Annotated in this window: 2 protein-coding genes; both read left to right on the top strand. The window is 31.0% G+C overall.

Translation table 11 applies throughout. From position 1 onward, the window contains the following. Positions 1 to 361 (top strand): AAA family ATPase (locus ABDH49_09300; protein MEN3047133.1); only part of this gene is annotated, 361 nt, incomplete at its 5' end. Beyond that, positions 264 to 509, top strand: a complete 246-nt coding sequence (locus ABDH49_09295; GenBank protein MEN3047132.1) for a hypothetical protein — start codon at positions 264 to 266, stop codon at positions 507 to 509. The genes ABDH49_09300 and ABDH49_09295, both read left to right, overlap by 98 nt. Positions 510 to 622: the final 113 nt, after the last annotated feature.

Here is a 622-nt window from a genome sequence, read left to right as displayed (position 1 = left end):
AGATGAAATAAATAGAACACCACCTAAGACGCAGTCAGCATTACTTGAAGCAATGCAAGAAAAAAGGGTAACTGTTCTTGGAAAGACTTATGAATTAGAAGAGCCATTTTTTGTTCTTGCTACTCAAAATCCAATTGAACAAGAGGGAACTTATCCACTTGCAGAAGCACAAGTAGATAGATTTATGATGGAAATAGTTTTAGATTATCCAACATTTGAAAATGAAATAGAAATTGTAAAAAGGACTACAGTTGATAGAGAATATGAAGTTGAGAAAAAAATATGTTCAATTTGGTGCAGGTCCAAGGGCAAGTCAATTTCTTATAATTGGCGCAAAAGCAAACGCACTTTTGGAAAATAGAGAATTTGCTACTACCGAAGATGTAAAGTATATCTTCTTTGAAGTTTTAAGACATAGAATTATTCTAAATTTTCTTGCAGAAGCGGATAATATAAAAGTAGAGACAATTTTAAAAGAAATAGTTGAAAAAGTTCCAATAAAGCAATAGTTCTATAACTTTCTTGCGATAGTAATATAGCCAATATGTCCTATCATAGTTTCTTTTGGTCTTGTCTTTCCTTTTCTTACTAATATTTCTCTTTCCAATAGTTCAACAGTTTT

It is taken from the genome of Candidatus Hydrothermales bacterium, from assembly GCA_039630235.1.
Lineage (GTDB): Bacteria > Hydrothermota > Hydrothermia > Hydrothermales > JAJRUZ01 > JBCNVI01.
This window is presented reverse-complemented; position numbering and strand designations above follow the sequence as displayed.